The 21,205-nt window shown below is 49.6% G+C and carries 19 protein-coding genes, 1 pseudogene and 1 riboswitch; of the genes and pseudogenes, 8 read left to right on the top strand and 12 right to left on the bottom strand.

Annotated elements, in window-relative coordinates:
* Positions 1-10: 10 nt before the first annotated feature.
* Both SB752_RS25445 and SB752_RS25440 read right to left on the bottom strand, forming a co-directional pair.
* Positions 11-610 carry a nitrous oxide reductase accessory protein NosL gene (locus tag SB752_RS25445; RefSeq protein ID WP_410718286.1) on the bottom strand — a complete coding sequence of 200 codons (600 nt, stop codon included), beginning with the start codon at positions 608-610 and terminating at the stop codon, positions 11-13.
* The gene (locus SB752_RS25440) at positions 607-2,115 is read right to left on the bottom strand and encodes a right-handed parallel beta-helix repeat-containing protein (RefSeq protein ID WP_410718285.1); all 1,509 of its coding nucleotides are present in this window, start codon (positions 2,113-2,115) and stop codon (positions 607-609) included. The genes SB752_RS25445 and SB752_RS25440 overlap by 4 nt, the downstream gene beginning before the upstream one ends.
* A gap of 116 nt (positions 2,116-2,231) precedes the next feature.
* Between SB752_RS25440 and SB752_RS25435 the strand changes: the two genes are divergently transcribed.
* Positions 2,232-2,543: a hypothetical protein gene (locus tag SB752_RS25435; protein ID WP_410718284.1), complete on the top strand. Its 312-nt coding sequence runs from the start codon at positions 2,232-2,234 to the stop codon at positions 2,541-2,543.
* A gap of 76 nt (positions 2,544-2,619) precedes the next feature.
* Here SB752_RS25435 and SB752_RS25430 read toward each other — a convergent pair whose 3' ends face one another.
* Positions 2,620-4,881 carry a penicillin acylase family protein gene (locus tag SB752_RS25430; RefSeq protein ID WP_486304122.1) on the bottom strand — a complete coding sequence of 754 codons (2,262 nt, stop codon included), beginning with the start codon at positions 4,879-4,881 and terminating at the stop codon, positions 2,620-2,622.
* 23 nt (positions 4,882-4,904) lie between these two features.
* On the bottom strand, positions 4,905-5,276 hold the full coding sequence (locus tag SB752_RS25425; RefSeq protein ID WP_410718282.1) for a penicillin acylase family protein: 372 nt from the start codon (positions 5,274-5,276) through the stop codon (positions 4,905-4,907).
* Between the two features lie 371 nt (positions 5,277-5,647).
* Between SB752_RS25425 and SB752_RS25420 the strand changes: the two genes are divergently transcribed.
* On the top strand, positions 5,648-7,222 hold the full coding sequence (locus SB752_RS25420) for a glutamate synthase-related protein (protein WP_410718281.1): 1,575 nt from the start codon (positions 5,648-5,650) through the stop codon (positions 7,220-7,222).
* 192 nt (positions 7,223-7,414) lie between these two features.
* Here SB752_RS25420 and SB752_RS25415 read toward each other — a convergent pair whose 3' ends face one another.
* A complete protein-coding gene (locus SB752_RS25415) occupies positions 7,415-7,951 on the bottom strand; it encodes a peroxiredoxin (protein ID WP_410718280.1) in 537 nt (178 codons plus the stop codon).
* Between the two features lie 317 nt (positions 7,952-8,268).
* Here SB752_RS25415 and SB752_RS25410 point away from each other — a divergent pair.
* Positions 8,269-10,354 (top strand): annotated as a pseudogene (locus SB752_RS25410) (TerD family protein).
* A 122-nt stretch (positions 10,355-10,476) separates the two neighbouring features.
* Here the strand turns inward: SB752_RS25410 and SB752_RS25405 are convergent.
* The 7 genes from SB752_RS25405 to SB752_RS25375 form a co-directional block, all read right to left on the bottom strand.
* Positions 10,477-11,007: a cupin domain-containing protein gene (locus SB752_RS25405; RefSeq protein WP_049737237.1), complete on the bottom strand. Its 531-nt coding sequence runs from the start codon at positions 11,005-11,007 to the stop codon at positions 10,477-10,479.
* Positions 10,986-11,795, bottom strand: coding sequence for an ATP-binding cassette domain-containing protein (locus SB752_RS25400; protein WP_410718279.1), 810 nt, complete (start codon positions 11,793-11,795; stop codon positions 10,986-10,988). Before SB752_RS25400 ends, SB752_RS25405 begins: the two co-directional genes overlap by 22 nt.
* Positions 11,792-12,763: an ABC transporter ATP-binding protein gene (locus SB752_RS25395; RefSeq protein ID WP_410718278.1), complete on the bottom strand. Its 972-nt coding sequence runs from the start codon at positions 12,761-12,763 to the stop codon at positions 11,792-11,794. The genes SB752_RS25400 and SB752_RS25395 overlap by 4 nt, the downstream gene beginning before the upstream one ends.
* A gap of 15 nt (positions 12,764-12,778) precedes the next feature.
* Positions 12,779-13,669: an ABC transporter permease subunit gene (locus tag SB752_RS25390; RefSeq protein WP_410718277.1), complete on the bottom strand. Its 891-nt coding sequence runs from the start codon at positions 13,667-13,669 to the stop codon at positions 12,779-12,781.
* A gap of 15 nt (positions 13,670-13,684) precedes the next feature.
* Complete coding sequence (locus SB752_RS25385; protein ID WP_410718276.1) at positions 13,685-14,689, bottom strand: ABC transporter permease; 1,005 nt, start codon at positions 14,687-14,689, stop codon at positions 13,685-13,687.
* Positions 14,690-14,714: 25 nt separating this feature from the next.
* Positions 14,715-16,334, bottom strand: coding sequence for an ABC transporter substrate-binding protein (locus tag SB752_RS25380; RefSeq protein WP_410718275.1), 1,620 nt, complete (start codon positions 16,332-16,334; stop codon positions 14,715-14,717).
* 61 nt (positions 16,335-16,395) lie between these two features.
* Positions 16,396-17,106 (bottom strand): M15 family metallopeptidase, encoded by a 711-nt coding sequence (locus tag SB752_RS25375; protein WP_410718274.1) that lies wholly within the window; start codon positions 17,104-17,106, stop codon positions 16,396-16,398.
* 215 nt (positions 17,107-17,321) lie between these two features.
* A riboswitch (cobalamin riboswitch) is annotated at positions 17,322-17,540 on the top strand.
* A gap of 124 nt (positions 17,541-17,664) precedes the next feature.
* Here SB752_RS25375 and cobO point away from each other — a divergent pair.
* From cobO to SB752_RS25350, 5 genes are read left to right on the top strand one after another with little or no spacing between them, the layout of a single operon-like run.
* Positions 17,665-18,213, top strand: a complete 549-nt coding sequence (cobO, locus tag SB752_RS25370) for a cob(I)yrinic acid a,c-diamide adenosyltransferase (protein ID WP_410718273.1) — start codon at positions 17,665-17,667, stop codon at positions 18,211-18,213.
* The gene (gene cobD, locus SB752_RS25365) at positions 18,213-19,319 is read left to right on the top strand and encodes a threonine-phosphate decarboxylase CobD (protein ID WP_410718272.1); all 1,107 of its coding nucleotides are present in this window, start codon (positions 18,213-18,215) and stop codon (positions 19,317-19,319) included. The genes cobO and cobD overlap by 1 nt, the downstream gene beginning before the upstream one ends.
* The gene (gene cobU, locus SB752_RS25360; RefSeq protein ID WP_410718271.1) at positions 19,316-19,855 is read left to right on the top strand and encodes a bifunctional adenosylcobinamide kinase/adenosylcobinamide-phosphate guanylyltransferase; all 540 of its coding nucleotides are present in this window, start codon (positions 19,316-19,318) and stop codon (positions 19,853-19,855) included. The genes cobD and cobU overlap by 4 nt, the downstream gene beginning before the upstream one ends.
* Positions 19,852-20,592: an adenosylcobinamide-GDP ribazoletransferase gene (gene cobS, locus SB752_RS25355; protein ID WP_410718270.1), complete on the top strand. Its 741-nt coding sequence runs from the start codon at positions 19,852-19,854 to the stop codon at positions 20,590-20,592. Before cobU ends, cobS begins: the two co-directional genes overlap by 4 nt.
* Entirely contained in the window at positions 20,589-21,188 is a 600-nt protein-coding gene (locus tag SB752_RS25350; protein ID WP_410718269.1) for a histidine phosphatase family protein, read from the top strand. Before cobS ends, SB752_RS25350 begins: the two co-directional genes overlap by 4 nt.
* The last annotated feature ends 17 nt before the right edge of the window (positions 21,189-21,205 follow it).

Raw genomic sequence — 21,205 nt, 5'->3', positions numbered from 1 at the left:
CGTCCTTATACTAGTGTTTTGATTGAGCGCTGCTGTCTGCCGCTGGTGTGCTCTCAGCGTGACCGTCAGTAGAATGTCCATCCGATTGTTGTCCTTCGCCAGAGTGACCGCTCTGCTGGTGCCCACCAGTGGAATGGCCGTCCTTGTTCATATGATCGCTCATGCTGCGTTCCCACGTATGTGCTTTCAGGTCTGTGACAACACCCTTTTTCTGCTCTTGCACGAATGATTCTGCTGCTGCTTTATCTTTAAAGGAGTAGATGCCATAGCTCATAGGAGTTTTGAACGTTGCGTCATAGGCGAAGGCAGCCTGATCTGCTTTCGTCCATTCAGCTGTATAGTAATCACGAACAAACTGGACATCGACTGTTTCTGTGCCATTTTTCTCGGTCCATTCATGCATGCAGCCGATATCATCGAATTTCAGAACCTTTCCATCCTTGAGAACGATTTGGGTGGCATTGTGGTCGTTTGGAACGTGCATGTGACAAATATCACATTTGTCTACACCCTCAGCAATCTCGGCTGGCTGTGCTTCCTGTTTGCCGCAGCCCATCATCATGAGGCTAATTCCTACAATTGCACCTAATGTTGTTATCCATTTTTTCATTGCTTTCTCACTCCTGTATAAATAATTGAACTGCTCCCGAGCAATAAGAGTGCTCCTAAAATACCTGTCAACCAGCTACTGCCTCCACCGACATCATGAGCCTGAGAGTCGGGTGGACTCATCAGTGGAGCGGCATCGCGAATGGTCGTGCCCGTCCCGTTGGTAAAGAGTCCTTCGAGAAAAACGAAGCCCGGTGCCTGGAAAAACAACTGGTAGGGAGGAACAGCATCCGTCAAACCGAGGTAAAAGGGATTCATTTCATAAGGGAGATCGCTGCGAGCATCACCGTCAACGTCTAGCCCTTGCAAATTATCCCAGTAGTTCCCATCCAGTCGATCAGTCGTACTATCCTGTGCCTGTGCCTGAATGACGTTGGAGACAAACACGTTTTCAGTCAGTACATTGTCACGCGAGTTAAGGAGCTGCATCCCGATAAAATTGAGTTTTAGCTGATTCTGGCGTACCGTAATTCCCTCCGATCGCTCCAAATAAAGACCGACCCGGTTGCCTTCAATCTGATTGCCCAAGAGTTTCGAATTCGTCACCTCATAGAGGAGAATTCCTTGAGAGTTGGGGTTTTTTTGCTGCTTGAGCAGTTGATTGCCTAGAACAGCAGCTTTGGTCGTCTCCATCAGCATGGCGCCCGTCACGTTTTCGCTCCCGGTATTTTCCAAAAGGATGGTGTCTGAGGTTCCCATGAAATGATAGCCGTACCGCGATTTCTCTACGTAATTTTGCGTGATCTCATTTCCATTGCTTCGCTCCACATAAATACCGTCAAAGGCGTTCGTGACCTGATTGGATATGATCCGGTTCTGGTGTGAATCGTACAAGTCGATTCCATTTCCCTTTTGCGCAATGACGTTACTCTTTGGTGCCTCTTGGCCTTTTGTCAGGTGCTTGCTGTGATCGTGTCCCGCGTCGCTTCCTGCGCCTTTCTCTTTTACCTTGCCGATGACTTGAATGTTGTGCAGCGTATTAGAGCTGGCCTGGCGTAGCTGTATGCCTGTGCCCATCGTTTCGATGACGATATTCTCCAATACGTTTTGATTGCCCCTGATTAAAAGGGTTGCATCCTCACTGTTAATCCGTTTGTCTACGATTTTGATTCCCTGGATCGTGACTTTGTCGCTCTGGATCGTGACAGTAGCTTCTTCACTGGGATTTGTAATTTTCACATTCCCGTTTGCCAGCAGGACGAGGGGCTTGGTTATGCGTATCGGTCCCTCATAATCCCCCTCAGTTATGGTGATGGTATCCCCGGGGCGGGCCTGATCGAGCATGGCTTGCAGGGTGTTGCCGGGTTCTGCTGCTCTTATGCCAGCTGGAACCAGAAAATGGATGAGTATGGCCATGCTTGCCAGTGTCAGATAGCGGAAAAAACTGCGGCTTTTCCATCTCCAAATCAGGGTTCTTCCCCCTTTCCGCTCCTTGTTTGAGCCACTTTTAGCATAGCAGTCCGTCTCCGTTTTCGGATGACTCAACCGGGCTATAAAACGTGTCAAAAATCGCAACGATTTTACAAAAATGGAAATGATGAGAGGAAAAAGTGAGTTGGCAATGAGCGAGGAATGGGTTCATAATGAGAAGAAATTGTGACAGATGGAGGAGGGGACGAGGCATGGATGCGACGATCGAAAAGGCACTGCATACGATGCTGGAAAATTGGGAGCGGATGAAAAAGAGCCACGAGGATGACGCCGAGGATGATGCAAACACATTTGAGGCTTCCTTTTATCAGTTGATGGAGCAAATTCGGAAATGGTTTGGACAACTGGAATCAAAGCCAACGACACTGGACGATGCCTTGCTGTTGCCGGATATGGCAAAGCTGGAAGAACAGCTGCCCGTGGAAATCCTGTTGAACTTCGAGACAGAGCTGGAGCTGATCGTAGAAGGAGAGACGAGGATCGAGGACGAGAAATACGACTAGTGGAATACGAAGAAAAAGGGGCTCCCAGGAAGCCGGTTAAACCGACCTCATGGACAGCCTCTTTATTGAATTACGTTTACCTTGTAACGAGCTCAAGCGTACCTTGATTCTTGTTGCTTTTGCCTCCAATCATATCGACCAAGGTCGTATAAGACAGATAGATACGGCCCTCTTTGATCAGAGCATTCTTAGGCAGCGTATAGGGCTGTTTGTTTACCGTTGCGTCTGAACCCGTGAGCGGAATGATAATCGTGTTTTTTCCGTTTTCAATCAGCGCTACTCTCTGTTCCGGTTGCCAGGAAACCGTGTAGCCTGCTTCTTGAAAAAAGCTGCGAACGGGTAACAACACATCGTCCTTGACTGAGATGACAGCAAAAGGCACGGGCTTGCCATTCAGCGTAGCAGGCGAAGAAGAGTCTGATGTGGATGCGGCAGGGGTTAGAGGTGCAGCGGTAGTAGCACCTTCATCGCCTACTTCCAAAAATTCAGTGGAAACGGCCTGCTCATTGACCTTCTCTTCGGTGAACAGGAATGGCTTGTATTCCCAGTTTGCAAACATTTCGATCTGATCGTCATAGTGAGAGCTCATGCTGCCGTCTTTTTTGACGAAGCCTACCTGACCAGGGGGAGTGATAGCTACTCCTGTTGGGCCTTGCTTTGTCAGCTCAAGATAATGGTTTTCGCTACCTCTGTTCATATCGAGAATTTTCTTCGGCGTTCCCAGACCATGCGGCATACCGAGGAAGGTTTCCCCGCCAAAGCTGATGGTGCGGATCGGGGTCAGCCAGCTATTCATGTCTTTCTTTTCTTTTTCCAGCTTATCCAGTGCCTTAGTAAGGCTTGTCAGCAGAAATTGCTCCTTGTCTACGCCTTGTAGCCAGTCGTATTCGACAGGAAGCACAGCCTCGTCGCCTTGCAGGACTCGCAGGAGCAAGCCGGTGCTCGTGTACAGACTGACCATGCTGCCCGCAGAAGCGTAGGCATCACCCAAGGTCGGTTTAAATACATTCTCAGTGAAGGTAGACCACCAGGCTTCAAAAATCGTTTGACCGACACTATCATAGTTGCCGTCCTCGTTCTCATCCAGATTCAGGTTGTTCCATTTTGATAGATAGTCATAGGCTGCTTGAAAACGCGGGTCCTTGTCGAGGTTGTTCTGCAATGCCTTGAGCAGATACGGCTTGAACTGCGTCGTTTTCAGGTTGACCATACTGGAGTAGTAATTGAAATCATTCAAGTCTTCTACCTTGATTTGGTCGCGATTTTGGATTTGCGAAATATATTGCAGGACGCGGTGATCGCCGCCCCAACGGAAGGATTGCTCGTTATTTTGCCATTCAGGTGTAGGCTTGTTGTTCCAGTTGGCGACGAAGCCTGCCTCCGGATTCACCACATGCGGATTGTTGGCTGTGTCCTGGAAGCCTTTCCACTCATATTCCCCAGTGCCTGGGGTAGGCAGGCGCAAATCGACGCGAGCATCCCGAATCGGATATTTTCCCACGTGGTAGTACCCGATATTCCCGGTTTTATCTGCATAGAACCAGTTGAGCGACATTGTGAATTTGTGTGCCGCATCCTCGAACTCTTTGATGTTTTTTGCCCAGTTGGCTTGTACATAAGCAGACCAGCTTTGAGCTTCCGTTCCGCGGAATGTCCATGCTTTATTGTACGCGGTGTTGTTTTGTTCATCAAAGAAAATGACGGGACCATGTACAGTAGAATAAAATTCTTTCGTTTCTTTTCTGGTCGTCCCATCCTCAGCACGTACCTCAAAGGTTTCAACCTTTTTCTTCATATCTACCCACTTGCCCTGAAACTCATATTGATGCGGGTTTTGCGGATTGAGCTTTTCAGTAAAAATATCAACGACATCACCGTAGCCCGCTGTCGCTGTTAGGGCGAAGTTGTCATTTGCCCCGAACATAATGAACGGATAGCCGATAAAACCCGAGCCTTCTATATTGATGCCAGGTCCGTGCAAGCCCACCTCATATAAAAAGCCTGGAGCTGAAAAGTCTACCTGTGGACCGCTCATGAGGAGAGCGTTGCCAGAGGCTGTCTTTTTCGGACCGATGAGCAAAGCGTTGCTGCCGACCTTCAATGGCAAGCCCAGTTTATTGGAATCGCTTTCAAAATTCTCCCGAGCAGCAGTGAGCTTCTTTGCTGCCTGCATGACATCCCCGGACGGTTGCTTGGTGCTACTGCTCGTATCCGCTTTGGCAGTCATCGCAGCAGCGGTTTTGTTGCCAGGTGCACTGGTAGGGGCAGCCAGATCGTTCTTCCAGACGATATCGTTAAACATTTTTTGTGCGGTTTCCTTGCCGTATTGCTTTTCCAGCTGGGCTACGATCCCCGCGTTTTTCAGTTCTTGCTCTTGGTAAAAGGGTCCATCTCTGCAATCATTGTTTCAATTTCTTGATTGGTATAGCCATCTCTGCGCATGAGCTGATCACGTGCGAAATACTTTTCACCGAAGATTTCGGCTACTGTACCTTCGTTGCCTCTGCGGAACATTTCTAATTGGAAGAGGCGGTCCTGTGCCATAACGTAACCATAAGAACGATATAGATCCTCAACGGTACTCGCATAAATATGTGGAACTCCGTAATGATCCCTGACAATTTTGGAGATCCCATTCTTTGGCGTTTGGGCTTGCTCGGCAAAAACAGGCGTAATAGCAGAAGACAAAACGATTGCACTGGTCAGAAGCACCGCTAGTCCTTTTTTCTTCAAAGTGAACACCTCATTTTCTTTATCTAGTTGTTATAACGCTTTCAAAAATGGCTTGGATCTATCAGTTTTTTGTACAGTGAAATGCGTAGGGTGGGAATTTACTGAGAATAAATAAAAGCAAGATACATCCTTCCTTTCTGGTGCGAATTTATAATATGACGGATATATTACGCATTATAAATTTTTCGTATGTTAAGATCAACTAAAATTCTAACAATTTCGACTATTATTTCCATTAAAATTTAGTATATAGATAGAGAATTTTTTCAAACTGGCCGAAACGTATGAGAAGACCGAATGAGAATTGGAAATGGACGTATTCTATGTATAGGTAAATCATGGACACCTGCATTTCGGGAGGGAGTAGCCAGATGACAAATACCATTTTATTAGTCATTGTACTGATCGTGATTATTTTGCCACCGCTGGTCTTTTTTAGTTATATGTACATGTTGTCGAAGCAGCCGAAGCATTCCATCATTCGTTCTCATCCGTTTTTGGGGTGGGTGCGTTACTTGCTTGAAAAGCTCGGCCCGGAGTTTCGCCAGTATTGGTTTGATAACGATGCGGAGGGCAAGCCATTTTCTCGTGCGGACTTTGTCGGTATGGTCTATGCAGCAAAATACCGGACCGATTTGATTTCATTTGGCGGCAGACGGGATTACGAGAAGCCGGGCTTTTATTTGTCCAATGCCATGTTTCCCAAATTGACAAGTGAGCTGCGGGTCAATAACGAGAAGACGGTTCCGGGAAAAAAGTATGTCATTACCGCCGAAGGGTTGTTTACGCGGAGGGAAAAATTCATCTCGGGGGAAGTTTCGCCATGGCTTTTGCATGATACAGATGTTATTGTAGTTGGCGAAAATCGCAGGCATCCTTGGCGGCTTACAGGCATGTTCGGCGCATCTGCGACCTCGTATGGGGCGGTCGGTGAAAATTATATTTTGTCTACCGGGAGTGGGGCGCATATGGCTGGCGGATCATGGATCAATACCGGGGAGGGCGGAGTGGCGGAGGTGCACCTGTCTACAGGGGTGGACATCATTTCGCAGATCGGTCCTGGCATGTTTGGCTTCCGTGATGATACCGGCCATTTTTCAATCGAAGAGTACAAACGCAAGGCTGAGATTCCAAATATCAAGGCATTCGAGCTGAAGTTTCATCAGGGGGCAAAAATCCGGGGCGGACACCTCGAGGGCACGAAGGTCACGGAAAAGGTAGCAGCTGCCCGATTGGTTCCAGTTGGAAAAACAGTGAATTCACCCAATCGGTTTGAGTTTTTGACCAATCCCGAGCAGGCATTGCGCTTCATCGGAACGCTGCAGGAGGCAGGGGGAAAGCCTGTCGGGGTTAAAATTGTCGTAGGTGATCCGAAGCGCCTCGAGCCGTTCTTTGCGAGCATGGTGGAGCTGGACATTTATCCCGATTTCATTACGGTGGATGGCTCTGAGGGCGGCTCCGGTGCGACGTTCAAGGCGATGGCAGATGGCATGGGGTTGCCGCTGTATCCGGCCTTGATCATCCTCGACGATACAGCGAGGAAGTTCGGGGTGCGCGATCGTATCAAAATCTTTGCATCCGGAAAGCTGGTTACACCAGACAAGGTAGCTATTGCGCTTGCGCTGGGCGCAGACTGTGTCGGTTCGGCGCGCGGCTTCATGATGGCAAACGGCTGTATTATGGCAATGCAATGCCATACAGGAAAGTGCCCGACAGGGATTACAACAACCGATTCCAAATACCAGGAGGCGCTTGCCCCCGAAGAAAAACAGTGGCGCGTCATGAACTATATTTTGCAGCTACGAGAAGGCTTGTTTTCATTGGCTGCCGCCTGTGGCTTGGAAAGTCCGCGAGAACTGAGACGAGAGCATGTTGTGTTTACAAACGAGAGCGGAGAGAGCGTGCGGGTGGCTGATTTATTCCCGTATCCGGCGGTATCGAGGTAAGACGGTAGTTCTGTGTTCCTCGTCTCCCCTACAGCAGGAGCAAAAAAGCGGGTGGCAGTAAAATGCCCCCGCGTCTTGTCTTTTTTAACGTATAAGAGTTGATAAGCACAAAGCTTATAAACTCTGGAGCGCATGATAGCTTTCCGCTAAACGCGGTCGTTCCTCCTTGAGGAAGCCTTGATAGAGGTTTTCTTACGTAGTAGAAATCGTTTTTTGCCCAGGCTTCCAATCCATCGGGCACAAGCCGCCAGATTGAAGTGCTTCGATCACGCGGATAGTTTCATCTACGCTTCGGCCAACTTTAGAATTGGAGATGACAGAGTATTGCAGGACGCCTTCGGGATCAATGATAAAGCTCGCACGCAGCGGCGCTTTGCTTGCCTCGTCCAGTACACCATAGGCGAGAGTAACTTCCTTGCTGTAATCAGAAGCGAGCGGGAAAGAAAGCGGTCCGATTCCTTCACTGGATCTCATCCAAGCTTTATGTGTATGGATGCTGTCGCCACTTACGCCAAGAACTTCGACATTCAGGTCTGTGAATTCCTTGATCCTCCGATTCAGGCTCAAAATTTCCGTCGGGCAAACCTTGGAAAAGTCAAACGGATAAAAGAACAAAAGAAGCCATTTGCCGCGATAGTCTACCAGGCTTTTTGGCAGGGGAAAGCCGTTGTCAAACGTAACAGTGTCCATCGTAAAATCGGGTGCAGGAAGTCCAATGCGTGCTGTCATCGTAATCTCTCCTCGTTTGAGCTATCTTATATGTAAGGTTCTGGTATTAAAGTAACATGGATAATAATTGTAATCAATATTAAATTAAAATAATTACAAAAAATAATAGCACTTTACGAGTGTCCAAAATAGCGTTAAAATGGGTAAAAATAACAAAGTTAATAAAAAATCAGGCTATTGTACACCTTCCTTCTAATCCAATTGAGCTATAGGGGTACTACTTTCCTGATTTTTTTTATACCCAAATTACGTGCAGCCGCGGCTCGATCAAAAGACCAGGTATTGCTGTAATGAAGAATGGATGGGTGCGAATTCTTATGAAAAATCAAATTTACCTTCAGCGGAAAAATAAAATCGTGATAGAGAGAGGAAGCCATGAGCTACCTGTCTCTTATTTGGCTGCGGCCCTGCGAAATATCGAGAGTCTCGGTTATACGTTTGCGCTCGAGCTGTTGGAGAGAATCCGGACATTATCTGAAGGCGAGTTCTTCACGTTGTATTCTACTGTCGTATCTGTACTCAAGGAAAAGGTAGGTGCATCCAGGCGCTTCAAGCCGATGTATCCGAATTTTCCCAAGCAGGTGATGGAAGCGAGCGAGGGAGAGCTGTACCTGCAAGCGATACGTCATTATTTGACATGGCAGCTGCCTGTGCATGAAGTGAAAAAAAGACTGCCGCTGCTAAAGGAATCCCGGCTGAAGCTGATCGAGCTGGGAACAGATGGAGAGCTTTTGCAGGTTGGGATGAATCTGCTGCGTGCGAAGAGCTCGTTATCTATGCAAGACAAAGAGGATTTGGAAGTGCTGCTTCAGGAGTATGAAGGAATCGCTGAAGCTCTGCCCCCCGAAATTCCGCACAAGGAAAATGTTGCGATTGTTGCGAGCATTTTGCTGAAGTATGACAAGCTTCCTATTACTTTTTTTGCGAACTACTGCAAGACAGCGACTGATGTGCTGCGAATTGCAGTTGCGCTGTCCGATGGGGATGTGAGCCTGGCTACCCCAACCAAATTCCGCAAGTTCAGACGTTCTGAACGCCGCTTGCTCCTGCGGCTCCTTGAAGCCAGTCCGAATCTAGTCGAAGATATGCTTCGCTACAAAAATAGATGGATACGACTCGGTGAAATTTTGCATCCATTTGAATATAAGGATCGGTACCCCAAAACGGCAGAAGCGTTTGATATATTGCGCAATAATCGTAAGGTCGAGACGATGGGCAGCAAGGTTGAGCAAGCCTTGGCTTTTAGAAATGTGGAGGAGGCTGTGCAGCTGCTCGAGCAAAGGCCAGGAGAGTTCGCCCGGAGATTGGATCATTTGCTTCGTCTGTCTGAACATGGGGATGCCGTGCTTGGCTCATTTGCACGGATCGCTGCTGATGTATCCACACCTGTGCTGCTGCAGGTAATGAACCACTTTGTAAAACGGGAAGCCTACGGAGAATGGCGGACCTTTTTCCCAAAAGGAGAAGTGGCTAAAGTACAGGCGATTTCGAATACGCTTGAGCGTCTGGAGGAAGCCGTTCAGCAAGAAGCGGCGACCATTTGCCGTGAAGTCCTCTTGGAGCGGTTCGCAGCTTTGCCGCCACTCGGAAAAGTCTATATCGATCCGCGCTTACACGAGCATCTCGTCCCCTTTTTCCCAGCGATCAGCGAGCAAGGCGCTTCGCACGCTGGTTCGCGGCTCCAGAATGGCGATCCCGGAAGGTGGGACCATCCGCTTTTTTACATGGTGGAGGGAAGGGCAAGTAAACGGTGTGCCTACAGGCCGCGTCGATGTCGATTTGTCAGCGGTGCTCTATAGTGCGAAATGGAAGTACCTGGAGCATATTTCCTATACCAATTTGCGCTCGGCGAAGTATCAGGCATATCATAGCGGGGATATCGTGAAAGCTCCCAATGGTGCCTGTGAATTCATCGATTTGGATATTGAATCGATCATTCGGTATGGCGGGCGGTATGTCGTGATGTCGCTGAATTCATTTACCAATCAGCCGTATTGCGAGCTGCCGGAATGCTATGCAGGGTGGATGATCCGCACAGCGCCACAGTCAGGGGAAATTTTTGAACCACAGACCGTTCAGGATAAGGTCGATCTCGCGTCCAATACTACGATCAGTATTCCCGTCATACTCGATTTGGTAGAACGCAAAGTGATCTGGACGGATATCGCCCTGCGTTCGCACCCCCGCTATGTAAACAACGTGGAGGCAAACGGCGGCGGGATGGAATGGATGGGGAAAGCACTTACCACGCTGGTGAAGCCAACGCTCCATGAGCTGTTTTCGCTTCACGTCGCCGCACGAGGCACACTGACAGATCAGGAGGAAAGCGCAGATACCGTGTTCTCGCTAGACAATGGAATCACGCCTTTTGACACCGAGATCATCATGGCAGACTATTTATAGAGTTTGTAGATTTGTAAAAAGAAAGCACAAAAGCCAGCTTCGTCGAGCTGGCTTTTTACTGTTCTACGTCATTAAGCTTTTCCGTTCCTCCACAGCAGGCCCTAAGACCACTTATCTAAAAGCTATGTCGCCCGCGCCCAGATCGCAAGCGATACGGTTTTTCCAGGATTAATAAATCGATGCGGAGCAGTGCTGCTGAATCCAATGCTGTCGCCCTCGTACAGATGGTATTCCCTCTCTGCCAGCAGCACCTTTAATTCTCCCTGCAAAATATAGCCGCATTCTTCGCCGGAGTGAGAGATTTGCTCCTGCTCCAGCGTTTCACCTGGCTCGATTTCGATCAGCAAAAACTCGATTTTTCCTTCTTGCAGGGGAGTGAGCACATGGTATTTTGTCATCGTATTTTTCAATTGAATGATCTTGTGCATGCCTTTGCGGATGAGAGGCTCATGGTCATCCTTTAATCGAAAGAAGTGATTGATTGGAACATCTAAGGCAGAGCATATTTTCCAAAAGGTACCCACCGTGGGGTCTACCAATCCGCGTTCGATTTGTGATAGGAGGCTCATACTCAAACCGGTCTTATCTGCGAGATTTTGCAGCGTCAATTGCTTTTGTTTACGGATTTCTCTTAATTCTGCTCCGTTAAACATGTCGTATCAACCCTCTTTGCGTAAAGACTCGGAAGTGAGGACAGCAGTGATTTCGTGTACGCGTCCTCGGGATGCGAAAAAATATCCGCGACGCTTCCTGTTTCAACGATCCGTCCCTGTTTCATAACGGCCATGCGATCACACATATAACGAATGACAGCCATGTTGTGGGAAATGAATAGATACGTAAGATTACGCTCGCGCTTTAGCTCTTGCAGCAGATTCAGGACATGTGCCTGAACAGAGACGTCGAGTGCAGAGGTCGGTTCGTCCAAAACAACAAAGGTGGGGTCGGTAATCAATGCCCTGGCGATCGCGATGCGCTGGCGCTGTCCACCGCTAAATTCATGCGGGTAGCGATTCAAATGCTCCACTTTAAGACCTACGCGGGTAATCAAGGCATGCAGCTTTTCCGTACTCGCCTTTGCTGCCCGCTCGGCAGGAGGGAGTGCCAGTAATGGCTCCGTAATAATCGCTTGAATCCGCATGCGTGGGTCCAGGGAGGATTGCGGGTCCTGAAAGACGATTTGCATTTCTCCTGGCTGTAAGCGGGAAAATTTGCTTCCTTGCCAAAGCGGACTGCCTTTATATAGAAGAGAGCCGCTTGTGGGGTGCTCCAGACCGGTGATCATTTTTCCCAGCGTGCTTTTCCCCGACCCTGATTCCCCGATCAGCCCAAACGTTTCTCCCTGAGCGATGGAAAAATCGACTTGTGAAACAGCGAGAAAGCTTTGCGCGCCTTTTTTATATTCCTTGCTAACACCTGATACCTCTAGTAATGAATTCATCCGGTTTCTCTCCCCCAGCACGATACTTCATGTGTAGCTGATCCCACCTGTACAAGCTCCAAGGTAGGGTGATCCTCTACACAAATGGGCAAGGAGCGGGAGCAGCGAGAAGCAAAGACGCAGCCGGGCGGTCTGTTCCGCAAATCAGGTGATTCGCCAGGAATGGCCAGAAGCGGTTGATCCGATGTCGCCAAATCGGGCAGGGCACCGATCAATGCCTTAGTATAGGGATGCTGCGGCTGATGCAATACTTCATCTGTCGTTCCTGTCTCTACGACTTCGCCGGCATACATCACTACAACTCGCTGGCAGACCTGTGCGACGACTCCCAAGTCATGTGTGATGAGCATAATGGAAGTGCCGCGCTTCACAGCCAGGTCCTGCATGAGCCCCAGAATCTCACTTTGAATCGTCACGTCCAGCGCGGTCGTAGGCTCATCAGCAATCAACAGATCAGGAGGGGCGGACATAGCGAGGGCGATGACGACCCGCTGCCGCATCCCGCCGCTCAGCTCAAACGGGAATTTTCGGGCAACGAGGTGCGGTTCATTGATCTGCACCTCCGCGAGACTGAGTACAGCTTGCTGGTACGCTTCCTTATATGAAATCTTTCTGTGGCGATGAATCACTTCTGCAAGCTGGTCACCAATGCGCATCGTAGGATGCAAGGCAGTCATCGGCTCCTGAAAAACCATGCCGATCTCTTTGCCACGAAGAGCCTGTAACTCTTTCTTTTCAAGGGAGAAGATGTTTCTTCCTTTATAGTGAATCGAGCCTGATGAAATCGAGGCGTTTTTTTCCAAAAGTCCAAGGATCGTCAGAGCAGTAACGGACTTGCCTGAGCCCGATTCACCAACGATCCCGACGATTTCTCCCTGATTGATGGAGATGGATACATTTTGCAGCGCTTTGATTTTATCCTGCATGGATGAAAATTCAACCGTTAAGTCTTTGATTTCCAGCAACATATGCTTGCCCTCCTTTTAAGAACGGTTCGCTTTTGGATCGAGAATGTCCCGAATTCCATCACCGATCAGATTAAAGCCGCAGGAAGCAAGGAACAGTGCCAGACCAGGAAATGTTGGATACCACCAATAATCGAGAAGGTATTTCCAGCCGATACTGATCATTGCGCCCCATTCCGGGGTCGGAGGCTGTGCACCCAAGCCGAGGAAGCCGAGGGTAGCGACTAACAGAATCGCGTCGCCGATATCCAGTGTGACCTGAATGACGACGGGTGAGAGAGCATTCGGAATGATATGGCGTGCAATAATACGCCAAGGCTTGATCCCAAACGTGACAGCGGCTTTCACGAACAGCTTTTCACGCAAAGATAAGGTTTCGGCGCGGGCTAGCCGCACATAAACTGGAATTTTGATGATCGCAATAGCAAGCATCGCATTTTGCAAATTGGGACCGAGCGTTGCAGCGACTGCCATGGCCAAAACGAGCGAAGGAAAAGCAAGCACGATATCCATGAAGCGCATGATGATTTGATCCAGCTTTCCTCCGAAATATCCGGAAATGCAACCGATAACAGTACCAATGAGTCCTGCCCCAAATACGACCGCTACCCCTACACCAAGTGAGAGACGAGCGCCGTACAGGATGCGGGTGAAAATATCTCTGCCTACTTCATCTGTGCCAAACCAGTGATCGCCGCTTGGAGGAGCAAATCGCTCGGCGATATTGATTTTGGTGGGCTCATAGGGGCTGATGAGGGGTGCAAATACAGACAGCACCAAAATAGTCAAAAGAAGCAACAAACCAAAGAGAGTTAGCGGATTTCTGCGGATTTTGTACCAAAAGGGGTTGACCGCTTTCGTTGCTGTCACTGCTCTTCCATTTTCCGTTTTCGCAGCTATACCAGACACAAGTTGGCCCCCTTTCTATTCCTTGATTTGCGGATCAAGCGCGTAATAAGTGAGATCGACGAGCAAATTGATAATCACGTAGCCGAACGAGATGACAAAGGTAAAGCCCATGATTGCCGGGAAGTCGAGAAAGGCGATCGATTCCACGACGTACTTGCCCATACCAGGCCAGCTGAAAATCGTTTCGGTCACGACAGCTCCGCCCAAAAGCGAGCCAAACGAAAGACCGACAACCGTAATCGTAGGAATCAGGGCATTTCGCAGAGCGTACCGGAATAACAGCACAGGTCCGTGAATTCCGTTCGCGAGAGCTGTACGAATGTACTCCTGACCGAGAACCTCCAGCATACTGGCGCGTACTTGTCTGGTGACGATGGCAAGCTGAGCAAAAGCGAGTGTGCAAGCAGGCAGAATGAGGTGCCACAAGCTGTTTGTAAATGAGGCCCAATTGCCAGTCAAAAGGCTATCCAGCAAATAGAGCCCTGTAATAGAGGGGGGCGGCGTAATCATCAAATCGATACGTCCGCTGGAAGGCAACAGATTGAAGAACTTGTAAAAAATCAAAATGCCGATCAGCCCGCTCCAGAAAACGGGGGTGGATATACCGGCAATCGAGAAGAACCGTCCGGCATGATCCCAGTTTGTATCTTTTTTGACAGCGGAGAGAATACCAATCGGAATCCCGATCACAATCGCAATGATAAAGGCGGTTAAGGCAAGCTCCAGCGTAGCAGGGAAAAATTTGATCAGATCATCGACGACAGGCTGTTGTGTGCGAATGGAATTGCCGAAGTCACCTGCAACAAGTCCCTCCATGTAAGTAAAATATTGGACCCAGACCGGTTGGTCTAGGCCCAATTGACGGCGGACTTCCTGCAGTGTTTCCTCACTGGCTCGCTGCCCCACCATCATTCGTGCCGGATCGCCAGGGATGACGTGCGAGAGGAAAAAAGTAATGAGCGTCACTCCCAAAAGGACCAGGACGAGCATGGCGAGTCGTTTGACGATGATTTGTCTCATGAGGAAAGCACTCCTTCAAGCGGCTTTATTTGGACATTTCGGCCAGGTTGTAAATGCCCTCCAGCATCGGATTGTAAACAAAGCCTTTGACAGACTTGCTTACCGGAAGCAAGAAATCCTTTTGATACAGATACAGGTATGGCGCTTCATCAATCACGATTTTTTGGGCTTCTTGATAAATTTTTTCGCGTTCGGCTTTATCGTTGATAGACGCGGCTTTGCGGACCAGCTCGTCCACCTTGTCATTTTTATAGAAGGCACGGTTGCCAGCGAGACCGAAGTTGTTGGAATCAAACCAGTAGTTCATAAACATGTACGGATCACCGAAGTCAGGGCTCCATACACCCATGGCGAGGTCAAATTCGCCTTTGTCAATCATTTCGCGGGAAGTTGCGTACGCGATTTTCTTCAGGTTCAGCTTGACGCCGATATCAGAGAAAAAGGCTTGCAGGGTCAAGGCTTCGGTTTCCCACCATGCTTTGTTGTCAGAGTACAGCAGGTCGATGCTCAGGTTGGTCGCCCCTGCTTCAGCAAGCAATGCTTTTGCTTTTTCTACATCGCGCTTGTATTGATGGGCGGATTCGTCGTGACCCCACAGACCTTTTGGAATCGGTCCGCGCATTTGGGTAGCGAAGCCTTCCTGTACAGATTCGGTCAGCGCGTCGTAATCGATCGCGTAGTTGAGAGCCTGGCGTACCTTTGGACTTTGCAGGGCTGGGTTGCCTTTAGTGGAGTTGACGTAGATGTAATCCACAAACAGGCTAGGCTGCTGCAAAACTTCCAGGTTTGGCTGATCCTTGATCGCTTTTAGCTGTTCGTTGGGTATACCTTCGGCGATGTCGAGCTCGCCTTGCTCTAGCTGCAGGCGCTGTGCTGTTGAGTCTGGGATGATTTTAAAGAAAATATTTTGAAGTGCGGGTTTGACTGAGGAGTTAGGGTTTGGAGAAAGCTTGATGTACTCGCCTTTTCTCCATTCAGAGAGTTGGTAAGGGCCGCTGCCCATGGTGTTGTTCGCGAGAAAGTTTTGGCCTAGGTCACCGTTTTGCTCTTTTTCCATCACTTTTGGATTGACGATACCGCCATAGTTGGCAGCCAGTGTGGAGAGAAACGGTGGGAAGTTCTGTGAGAGAACGAATGTAACGCTTGTTGGCGAGTCTACCTTCACTTCTTTAATCACGTTGTAGACATCAGCCGGGCCTTTTTTGATTTTGAGTGTACGATCAAAGGTGAATTTGACTGCTTCAGCCGTTACAGGTGTTCCGTCAGCAAAGGTGTTTCCTTCGGTAAGGGTGAACGTCCAGCTGAGGCCGTCCTCGCTTACCTTCCATTCTTTTGCCAAGCCAGGCTTTACTTCTGTGGTGCCGCCATCGTACTCTACGAGACGCTGGTAGGTAGGGTAGGTGATTTTCCAGGCACTGTTGTCAAAGGTGACGGCGGGATCCAGTGTGCCTTGGTCGGCAGTCATCCCTACGAACAGGGTGTCAGCAGGAGTTGTCGATTTTGCCTGTGCGGGCTCTGCCGGTTTGTTCTCCGCCGGCTTTGTTTCGCCTTGGGATTGACTTGCTGGCGTACTGCTACAAGCTGCCGTCACCATGGTGAGGATTAGCAGAAGGGTAGTGAATAAATAAGACCAGCTACGCTTCAATGAATTCGACCCCCAAATATATTATATTTAATTATTTTTTAATATATTGTAAAAATTCTATTTATTCAACCATTATTTTTTCCATGGACAAGATGCCGCCATAAATTGGTCTTTGGTGCGTTTGCTGTCCCCAGCTGCGGGTGCCGTATTCAAAATGCCACCATTCTTTTGCATAGTTGACAAAGCCTGCGCTAGTCATGAGATGGTAAAGCAGACGACGATTGTCGCGGATCACGATTTCATTTTCGGTCGGCTGCGAAAGCTCTTCGTAATGCCTGGTCGCAGCAGCTTCTGTGAAATCGTCGAAGTCCGTACCCATATCCAGCCAGCCATCTGGTCCGGCAATAGTCAGATCTACAGCTCCTCCCGAGAGATGAGGAGACGGCTTGGTAATGTCAGTTGTGGGCAGGGCGACAAACTTGCGCAGCTCTTCGGCGAGTGCAGCGCCCTCTTGCCAGCCCTTCAAGAGCAGTGATTGACGAAATCCTTCATATAGGGATGCCTGTACCTCAAAGGAACGCCACCCGTCCAGTATGACCAACTCATAGCCGCTGGGCAGCTGTTCGGCAGCGGAAGCGAGTCTTCGGGCAGCTTCCTTTCGCAAGTACGCTTCTGGTGTTGTCCCCGCATACCCCAGGCGATAGTAAGCTGGATAAACGGAGATTCTTGCTGATAGGGTAGAGAGCGGGACCATTGCCTCGCCGCATTCTTTTACCGGAAGTGTGCTGGGTAGGACATGATCAGTTAGTTTCGGGATTGGGGGAGATATCAAAAAATTCACCTCCTTTGGATGGCTTTGGCAATATGGTAGCCGAAAAATAGTTTTTAGTAAATTGTAATTTTATTTAATTTTCTGCAATATGATGATTTTCGGATAGAGAGGCGTGTCTTTACACTCCAGTTTTGTTTGTTTCTCAGCTTTTGCTTGAATCCCGACCAGCATTTGCTATTATTAAAACAAGTGCTTGTCATAGAATGAAAAATGAATTGAATACGATACAAACAGGTCCTTGTTACTGCGAAAAAGCTTTTCCCGGTAGCAGGGTTAAAAGGGAAGATTGGTGAAAAACCAACGCGGTCCCGCCACTGTAAGAGAGTAGCTATTCTTCATGGCAACGGCGCCATCCACTGCCCACAAGGGAGCGGGAAGGAGAAGAATAGCGATGATCCTCAAGCCAGGAGACCTGCCTGTTCTTGTTTTTGCACTGCATTCCTTCGGGTTAAAGGAAGAGGTGAGGATCGGTGAAGTATGCTATCCACACGCTTTGTTTTCCTTACACGATAAGAGGAGAACAAGGCGTTTTTTTATTTCGATGAGGGGGTGGCTTTGATGAGTCAGCAAGACAAAAAGCGGGGCTTGCTTTTGGTTTATACAGGTGACGGCAAGGGGAAAACGACAGCAGCTATCGGGCTGGCTGTACGAGCGACCGGCCGTGGAAAAAAAGTATTGATGATTCAGTTCATTAAATCACCAGAACGGACGTATGGAGAAAAGATCATTTTTGATCGGCTCGGGATCGAGATCGTGCAAAAGGGAGTTGGCTTTACTTGGACAAAGACTCCGGAAGAGCATCGGGCAGCTTTGCAGGAAGCGTGGAGCTTTGCGCGTGAAAAGCTGATGGGCGGCGAGTACGACGTAGTCATTTTGGATGAGTTGAACAATGCGCTGGCGATTGATCGTTTTCCAATCGATGATGTGCTGCCACTATCAGACGTACTGGAGACGATCCAGGGTCGTCCGAGTCACATTCACCTCGTAATCACAGGACGCAGTGCCAAACAAGAGATCATGGACATGGCCGATTTGGTTACCGAAATGAAGCCGGTCAAGCATTACTACGATGAGGGGATTCCAGCTGTGCTGGGGGTTGAATTTTAATGGGTATTCTCGAAACCTACGGACACGGCGGCGATTTACTGTCGGCAGCCCAGCGCTTTGGTGTAGCCCCAGGAGATTTCCTCGATTACAGTGCCAATATTAATCCGCTGGGAATGCCAGTTAGCGTGACGGAGACGCTGTTGGCTTCGCTGTCTGCGATCGTCCGTTATCCAGATCCGGGACATCGTTCCTTTCGCGGGGCCCTTGCTTTGCATCTTGGACTGGGTGAGGAGTGGCTTTTGCCCGCGAATGGAGCAGCAGAGGCGATGGCTTTGGCAATATTGGGACTCAAGCCGCAAACTGTCGGTGTTGTGTATCCTTGCTTTTCGGAATATGAGCAACTTTCCAAGCAGTTTGGCGCGCGTGTGATCGGTTGCTATGGAAAAGAGGAAAATGGCTACAAGCCGGACCACGAAGAGCTGCATCGTCTGCTTGAGAAGGCGGATCTGGTGTTTATCGGGTCGCCGAACAATCCGACGGGGATTTTGTATGAGCCGGAGGAGCTTGTGCAAATCGCGCAGTGGTCCACTGAGACAAACACTTGGCTGATTGTAGATGAGGCGTTTCTCGATTTTGTCGCAACGGAGCGGCAATTTACGCTAGCGACACAGTTGGAGCAGTATCCGAGGGTCATCCTGATGCGCTCGATGACGAAAATGTACGCGATTCCAGGCCTGCGCCTCGGCTATGCCATCGCCCATCCAGACGTGATCGAGCAGATGCGTGAGAAGCAGGTGAGCTGGAGCGTCAATTCGTTGGCTTTGCTTGCAGGTGAGCTATGCTTAAAGGAGCATGAGTACGAGGAAAAAACACGCCAGCTGGTTGCCAAAGAGAGAGCGTATCTGTCAGAAGCAATTACGCATGAGCTAGGGTGGAAGGTATGGCCTGGTGAAGCGAACTTTCTTTTGCTTCGTTCACCGAAGCATTTGCCTGCAGAGCAATTGCAAGCGCGGCTCGGCAAAAGAAGAATCCTGATTCGCAGCTGTGCCATGTATCCGGGGTTGACTGAGCATGATGTGCGTATCGCAGTCCGCAGCCGAGAAGAAAACGAAAGACTGATTGCTGCTCTGTGCGAGGTCGCGGCGGAAGGAAGTGGACACGCTTGAGTCTGATTGTAGTAACAGGCGGTGTCCGTTCGGGAAAAAGCCGTTTTGCAGAGGAGCTGGCGCAGGCTTCGGGCAAGCGTGTTCTGTATGTAGCAACAGGTCAGGCTTGGGATGACGAAATGCGTGCCAGAATCGAGCTGCACAAAAAGCGCCGTCCAAGCGACTGGGGCTGTATGGAGGTAGGCGAGCGCCTATCTGAATATGCAGACGCAAGTGCTGATTATGATGTCGTATTGATTGACTGCCTCTCCACGTGGGTCAGCAATCTGTTAATGAATATTGAGGAAGCAAAATGGCGCAGCGAGCAGCACACAGCGGCTCTCTTGCAGGAGGCGGAAGCTTGGCTCAGGCAGGTTCAGGCATCCAGCCAAACGGTGATTGCTGTCACTAGCGAGGTAGGGCTTGGCGGTGTCGCCATGAATCGGCTGGGAAGATGGTTCGCCGATGTGCTCGGGGATGTCAACCAGATGAGTGCTCGTCAAGCGGATGTCGTCTATGCCGTCTTGTCTGGAATACCGTGGAGGATCAAGGGATGAATGCTTTTTTTCACGCCATCTCCTTTTTTACCCGGATTCCGGTTCCATGGCTGCGACCCTCTGAAGCTGCCTGGAAAAAGAGCGTCAACTGGTACCCGGCTGTCGGCGTAGTAATCGGACTTTTGCTATGGGGTGTGCACCAGGCAGGTGTGCACTTGTTTAGTCCGTGGCTCGCTGCCATTTTGACACTGGGTGTCTGGATTTATGTAACAGGTGGCCTTCACCTGGACGGCTGGATGGATTTGGCGGACGGGCTTGGCAGCAGCAGGCCGCGTGAGCAGGTGCTCGCGATCATGAAGGACAGCCGCGTGGGTGCGATGGGCGTCATCGCAGCGATTCTGCTGCTGCTGATCAAAGCGGGGGGTGTAGCAGAGCTGGCACATCCCGGCTGGGGAATGTTTCTGCTTTTTGTCCCGTTTGCCGCCCGTACGCACGTATTGCTATCGATTCGACTGTGGCCTTATCTATCCGCCGACAAAGGGATTGGAAAAGGAATTAGTGAAGGTCTTTCGACTTTTTCGATGATCGTCAGCTATGTTCTTTTGCTCGGGGCTGGCTGGTTTTTGGGCAGTTGGCATGTAGTTGCAGCTATTTTGATGTCCCTTTTATTTGCGCTTCTTTTTTCTCGCTCTGTCGCCAAAAAGCTGGGCGGGCTAAACGGAGATTGCTATGGAGCTGTGATTGAAAGCAGTGAGGCAGTGATGCTCCTGGTACTTGTGGGGAGCTGGTGGACATGAAGTTGATTTGGGTTCGGCATGGAGAGACGGAAATAAATCGACAGAGCCGCTATTTGGGGCACAGTGACGTACCGTTACATGAGCATGGAAAAACGCAGGCATTGGAGCTGGCGTCTCGACTACTGAACATAATCGAGCTTCCCAAAGCATTGTATACAAGTGACTTGCTTCGCTGTGTCCAGACAGCAGAGCCGTTATCGGCAGGATGGCAGCTGACCGCGATGACAGTGCCTGCCTTGCGCGAATTGTCGTTTGGGAAATGGGAGCTTTTGACCTATGACGAGATCATGCAAAGGGATTGCGAACATGCTTCGAGGTGGTACGAAGACCCCTACAGGCAGTGTCCACCGCAGGGCGAGAGCTTGGAGCAGCTGGGCAAGCGAGTGGACCAATGGCTCAACGATTTATTGCAGAGTGCGGAACATTCAGAGGGTGACACCATTGTTATTGTGACGCACGGGGGTGTAGTCCGCTGGATTCAGGCGGCTTGGGTACATCAAGACCCGAGTGCATACTGGAAAATGGATGGATTGAAGCATGGGGAGGCACTGCTTATGAGCTGGGATGGGCAGCGGCTGATTCACGAATCCCTGTAGAAGTGAGAGAGGGACAA

Origin of the sequence: Brevibacillus sp. SIMBA_040, from assembly GCF_046535075.1 — a bacterium.
Classification (GTDB): Bacteria; Bacillota; Bacilli; order Brevibacillales; family Brevibacillaceae; genus Brevibacillus.
The sequence above is the reverse complement of the archived record's forward strand: the minus strand, read 5'-3'. Positions and strand labels throughout refer to the sequence as shown.